The sequence below is a fragment of the Microcoleus sp. AT3-A2 genome, assembly GCF_036705685.1.
GTDB lineage: Bacteria > Cyanobacteriota > Cyanobacteriia > Cyanobacteriales > Microcoleaceae > Microcoleus.
This window is the reverse complement of record NZ_JAUBVF010000151.1, coordinates 1-1,737: the sequence shown is the minus strand read 5'-3', so window position 1 is coordinate 1,737 and position 1,737 is coordinate 1. Positions and strand designations below refer to the sequence as shown.

2 protein-coding genes are annotated in these 1,737 nt (G+C 40.8%); both read right to left on the bottom strand.

The genetic code is table 11. The annotated features are described in order from the left end of the window. Positions 1–210: 210 nt before the first annotated feature. A complete protein-coding gene (locus tag QUB37_RS30005) occupies positions 211–510 on the bottom strand; it encodes a transposase (protein ID WP_445300074.1) in 300 nt (99 codons plus the stop codon). Positions 511–1,103: 593 nt separating this feature from the next. Further along, complete coding sequence (locus QUB37_RS29595) at positions 1,104–1,301, bottom strand: hypothetical protein (RefSeq protein ID WP_333168796.1); 198 nt, start codon at positions 1,299–1,301, stop codon at positions 1,104–1,106. Positions 1,302–1,737 lie beyond the last annotated feature (436 nt).

Genomic DNA, 1,737 nt, shown 5'->3' with positions numbered 1-1,737 from the left:
TTCAGCCTAAAAGCGTTTGGCTTCCAAGTTTTCACAACTGATAAAGAAATCCGACCGACATCTGCGGAATGTGGGTTTATCATTTAAATGATGAAGCCTTATACCATTTTTCTAAAGATGTGCTAGAGATAAAGAATGTAAAATCCAAGACCATCCGGTGAGAAGACCAATGATACGCGGGCGTGAAAGATGCCAAAATTTCCTGGACTTTTATGCGGAGTTCGTCAAGATTACTAAACACCGACAATCTAAAAAATCTTTCAGATATTCCCACACTCTTTCTGTCGGATTTACGAACGGACAACCCGGAGGCTGAAATAGTAAAATAACATTGTCTGGTAATTCAGATGAGTCCAGCTTATGAGAGGGTGCGTTATCAACTTGAATGATGTGTAATTCATGAGGATATTGTTTTGACAAAAGTTGTAAATATGCTTCAAAACAAACTTTGTCTAAATGCGAAAACTCCCAAAAAAAACTTTTTACGCTCTGCGCTCGATACTGCCCCATACAGCCAAAAAAACTCAAATTTCCATTGATGCTTCCCGACGCGCTTTACGCCTGAAAGCGTCAGCTTGCGCCGACGAATTGTATGCAGTCCTAGCCGCATTTCATCACTGCACCAAAAGATGAGTTTTTTATATGTGTTTGCTTGAGGTAAAGCTTTGTCTAGTAGAGCTTTTATCTGTTGATGCCAGCTATTTTAAAATTCATTAATTACCGTAGATTTCTGAGAAATACTGCGAGGTCTGGGAATTTTAAATTTACTTTTTAATTCTTCTATTACTAAAGAAATCCTATACTGTAGCACACTGCTTGCTAGCACAAGTTCTCGAAGCAAAAGGGGAGACAACAGCAGCTTTTTCTTGCTGGCAAAAATGCCTGAATTGCTCTGCCCAAGGCCAACAACAAGAAGGTGTGGCGTGGAAACTTCCAGAATTAAGTATTTGGAAGAGTTTTGCCTGCGACAGGCTCAGTGCTTCGGGCAGAGAACCTAATTAAATTACAGTATGGTGCGTCAGTAGTTCTCAGTTTTTCTATCCTACTTCACCATTTAACTAGCTGACGCACCCTACTGAAAGCTCGCTAACAATTAAAGTTATTTAGTTCGGAGGAACTATCGGATCGTCCTCTCCAGAACTGCATTTTGTTCTGCGCTCAGCTTGGGCAATTTCCATCAAGGGATAACTACCAACTGCTGACACTAAACTTGCCTCTACATTGGCAATTATTTCTCCGGCAGCATGGGGAACCCCCATTACTAATAATGTCAGGGGGGTAGATAAAACTATAGGTATCACAGCTCGTTTCTCCGTCAAAGAAAGGGATAAGGGAGAAGCTAGTTGGCCAACTGCGCTCTATTATTAACCAGGGGGTAGGGAGAGAATTATGCAAAATTTTCAGAAAAAATTTCCCCTCATCAAGCTCCAAATCTTCTCAGTGTTTGCTTTACGGATTATTAAATTTTCTGTAAATCTTACATTGAGACGCAATTAAATCCTAGACAGAGTACATCTCTGAGGTAAAATCAAGTCTAATCCTTTAATTGCTCAGGCATAGTCTCATGCCAATTCCCAAACTCAGTGAAGCGACGATCCAGCATAATACCTCTGCCGCCTCCCTCAAGCGCGGTGAAACTTACTATTTAGCGGGTAATGTTACTAGTACAGCTCGGCGTAAGTACACAGACTATATTTATGGTAGAATAACATAGTTAGCTGAGACCCGTTTAGGTGG

Excerpts from the sequence above, each read along its gene's own strand:
- QUB37_RS30005 (WP_445300074.1), bottom strand. The coding sequence starts at position 510 with ATGGGGCAGTATCGAGCGCAGAGCGTAAAAAGTTTTTTTTGGGAGTTT.